This window comes from Robiginitalea sp. (genome assembly GCF_049588695.1).
Classification (GTDB): Bacteria; Bacteroidota; Bacteroidia; order Flavobacteriales; family Flavobacteriaceae; genus Robiginitalea.
The window spans coordinates 1-3,572 of the sequence record NZ_JBAVZJ010000599.1 but is presented as its reverse complement, the minus strand read 5'-3'; the positions used below and the strand labels follow the sequence as shown (position 1 = coordinate 3,572).

At 50.1% G+C, this 3,572-nt stretch carries 4 protein-coding genes; 3 read left to right on the top strand and 1 reads right to left on the bottom strand.

Annotated features, from left to right (window positions below; genetic code table 11):
- On the top strand, window positions 1-1,251 hold a 1,251-nt coding region (locus WBV75_RS13740; protein WP_424121155.1), incomplete at its 5' end, for an L-serine ammonia-lyase.
- Here WBV75_RS13740 and WBV75_RS13735 read toward each other — a convergent pair.
- Window positions 1,248-1,721: a nuclear transport factor 2 family protein gene (locus tag WBV75_RS13735; protein WP_424121154.1), complete on the bottom strand. Its 474-nt coding sequence runs from the start codon at window positions 1,719-1,721 to the stop codon at window positions 1,248-1,250. The genes WBV75_RS13740 and WBV75_RS13735 overlap by 4 nt on opposite strands.
- A 121-nt stretch (window positions 1,722-1,842) precedes the next feature.
- Here WBV75_RS13735 and panB point away from each other — a divergent pair, with 121 nt between their 5' ends.
- Together panB and WBV75_RS13725 are read left to right on the top strand one after the other, a co-directional pair.
- Window positions 1,843-2,661 carry a 3-methyl-2-oxobutanoate hydroxymethyltransferase gene (gene panB, locus WBV75_RS13730; protein WP_424121153.1) on the top strand — a complete coding sequence of 273 codons (819 nt, stop codon included), beginning with the start codon at window positions 1,843-1,845 and terminating at the stop codon, window positions 2,659-2,661.
- A gap of 67 nt (window positions 2,662-2,728) precedes the next feature.
- Entirely contained in the window at window positions 2,729-3,439 is a 711-nt protein-coding gene (locus WBV75_RS13725; RefSeq protein ID WP_424121152.1) for an RluA family pseudouridine synthase, read from the top strand.
- Window positions 3,440-3,572: the final 133 nt, after the last annotated feature.

Sequence of the window (3,572 nt, the reverse complement as noted above, 5' to 3'; positions counted from 1 at the left end):
GGAAAAGGCCATGCGACAGATCTCGCCATACTTATGGGCCTTAGCGGGGCAGACCCTGAGCGGGTTCCTATCGATCAGGTGGCCGGGGTTATCGATGCTATCCGAAGGGAAAAACGGCTTAAACTGGGAGGTCATAAGGAGATTCCTTTTGAAGAAAGTGAAAATCTGGTTTTTCTTAAAAAGTTTCTGCCCTTCCACGCCAATGCCCTCACTTTTGAAGCTTCTGAAGGGGAGAAACGCGTACACCGCGAAACATTTTATTCCATTGGAGGTGGCTTTGTCGTCAAAAAGGAAAGAGTTTCTGCGCGTAAAAAAGCTGTGGTTTTTCAGACATTCCCATATCCGGTGCAGAGTGGGTTGGAACTGCTCAGGTATTGCCGGGAACTTGGGAAGCCCGTTTCGCAAGTTGTATGGGCCAACGAGTGCGCCATTCGAACCCCTGAAGAAATCAACAAAGGCCTGGACCGAATATGGGCGACCATGCTCGAGAGTATTTTTGAAGGTTGCCACCGCCCGGGAGAGCTGCCAGGAGGGCTGCAGGTGAGACGGAGGGCTCCTGAAATCTATAAAAACCTGAAAGGGGATCTTCCCTATACCACTACAGAGCAGTGGTTGCAAACCATACGCGGTACGGAGGTTAAATTTCGGCAGATCCTGAAGTGGGTCAGCTGTTTTGCAATCAGCGTGAATGAGGTAAATGCGGCTTTGGGCCGCATCGTGACCGCCCCTACCAATGGAAGTGCTGGTGTCGTGCCGGCTGTGCTGATGTATTACATGGTTATCGAAAATCACGATGCGGGCGCAGAAGAGGTACGGCAGTTCCTTCTTGTGGCCGGTGAAATTGGAAGCCTCTTTAAAAAGGGGGCCACAATTTCCGCCGCAATGGGAGGGTGTCAGGCGGAAATTGGTGTTTCTTCCGCCATGGCCGCGGGCGCCCTAACCGAACTTTTGGGCGGGACTCCCGAGCAGGTACTCTGTGCTGCGGAGATCGCCATGGAGCACCATCTCGGCCTTACTTGTGATCCTATCGCGGGCCTTGTCCAGGTTCCCTGTATCGAGCGAAATTCCATGGGCGCCATTAAGGCGATAAACGCCGCAGAGCTGGCGTTGGAATCCGATCCGGCCATGGCCAAAGTACCTTTTGACAAGGTGGTGCAGACGATGTGGGAGACGGCAAAGGATATGAACGCGAAGTATAAGGAAACTTCCCAGGGAGGTTTGGCCGTAGGTGTAAACCTCAGCGATTGTTAATCGGCTTTCTCCTCCTCCGAACAGGCCTCGACCTGTCGGGTGTCTATAATGTATATAATTTTCCAGGCGGTACCGTCGTGGAACAATTGAAATGAATTTACACCACAGTGGTGTAATTTACCCTGAATATAAAAACTGTAGGGCGTCCAGGCATTGGCCATGGCACCATCGTTCTGTATGGTGTAGAAATGCAAGCGCTCCTCAATTTCCAAAGTGTCGGGGAGGGAAGCCATTGAATTGAGGAAATCCGTAACGGATTCATCTTTGATAAAAGGCTTTCCCCCAGCGTCTGTACCAATCCGCTGCATATGCACATTCTTCCAAAGCACACTGCGCATCTGGGCGGTATCCCTCTTGTGAAAGCCTTCGAAAAAACCGTCAATAGTCTTTTTTATGCCATCCTCTTCAGGGGATTGGGCCAACGCCCCGACAAAAGCCAGCAAACAAATAAGCGTCAATCGTATTTCCATGTAGTTTTTCCCGATTTTCTAAATGTACATTAAATTTAGGAACCACCCCCGGAGTCCCCCGCGGGATTAGGGCCAACCCGCAACCAAAAATATGTACCTTTGACGCCCTAACAAGTCACTCATGTCCACTGCAAAAAAGCAATACAAACGAATTACCGTAAAATCCCTTATTGAGATGAAACAACAAGGGGAAAAAATATCGATGCTCACGGCATATGACTACTCCATGGCTAAAATTGTCGATGATGCCGGGGTAGATGCCATTTTGGTAGGGGATTCCGCCAGCAATACTATGGCAGGACATGAAACGACTCTTCCAATAACACTGGATCAGATGATTTACCACGCGAGTTCTGTGATCCGGGCGGTTCAACGCGCACTGGTTGTAGTGGATTTACCCTTTGGCAGTTATCAAAGCGACCCTAAAGAGGCTTTGAGATCAGCCATCCGGATTATGAAGGAAAGCGGAGCCCATGCTGTTAAACTAGAAGGGGGAATAGAGATCAAGGACTCCGTTAAACGCATTCTAAACGCAGGTATTCCGGTCATGGGACATCTCGGGTTGACGCCTCAAAGCATTTATAAGTTCGGGACCTATACCGTCCGGGCGCGGGAGGAGAAAGAAGCTGAAAAACTCATAGAAGACGCCTTAATGCTTGAAAAATTGGGATGCTTCGCAGTGGTACTTGAAAAAATCCCGGCAGAACTGACTCAAAAAGTTGCCAAAGCCCTTCGTATTCCGACTATTGGTATCGGGGCCGGAGCCGCAGCTGACGGGCAGGTCCTTGTCATTCACGACCTCCTGGGGATGACGCATGAATTCAACCCCCGGTTTCTGAGACGATATATGAATTTATACGAGGAGATGAATGTGGCTATCGGGCAGTACGTCAGCGACGTAAAGAACAAAGATTTTCCGAACGATTCAGAGCAGTACTAATGTCCGGCTTGTCCCCGTACCCGTGCCAGGGTGTTCATCCAGGACTGACCATGAAAAAGATCGCGTATTGAAACCTGCATCGCATAGTACTCCCGAGAATCTCCAGGTGCTTTACCAGGATAACCACCTGCTGGTGGTCAACAAGCGACCGGGCGACATTGTACAGGGAGACAAGACTGGAGACACCCCTTTGAGCGAGGTCGTTAAAGCGTACATTAAAAAGGAATACAACAAACCAGGCCAGGTGTTCTTAGGAGTAATTCACCGACTGGACCGGCCTACTTCCGGTATCGTGGTTTTTGCCCGAACTTCGAAAGCCCTTTCCCGTATGAACGCCCTTTTTAAATCCAAGGAGGTGGAAAAAACCTACTGGGCCCTGATAAAGGATCCGCCCCCCGCGAATTCCGGTACGCTTACGCACTGGCTCGAGCGAAATCCGGGTCAGAACAAATCCTATGCCCACGACAAAGAAACACCGGGCAGGAAACGCGCGGTGTTGAGCTATCATTTGGCGAAAAAGCTCGAGCGGTATTCCTTACTGGAAATTAATCTTGAAACGGGAAGGCATCATCAAATCCGCGCCCAACTGGCGGCCCTTGGATGTCCTATCAAAGGGGATCTCAAATACGGATATCCAAGATCGAACCCGAATGGAAGTATCCATCTGCATGCGCGCAGGCTCGAATTTATCCACCCGGTAAAGCAAACACCTATTAAAATTATCGCACCACCTCCTGAGGATGTGCTCTGGGCAGCCTGTGCGGACCCTGTGAAATAAATTGAAGTGCTTATCGGTTGACTTTCAGGGCCTTTTCCCGAATGATATCTGCCACTGGCCGACCTTCCAAATGGCTCTCCAGCCAGGAGAGGATGTCGAGATAAAGAAAGGCTCGCTTTTCGTAAGGATGGTC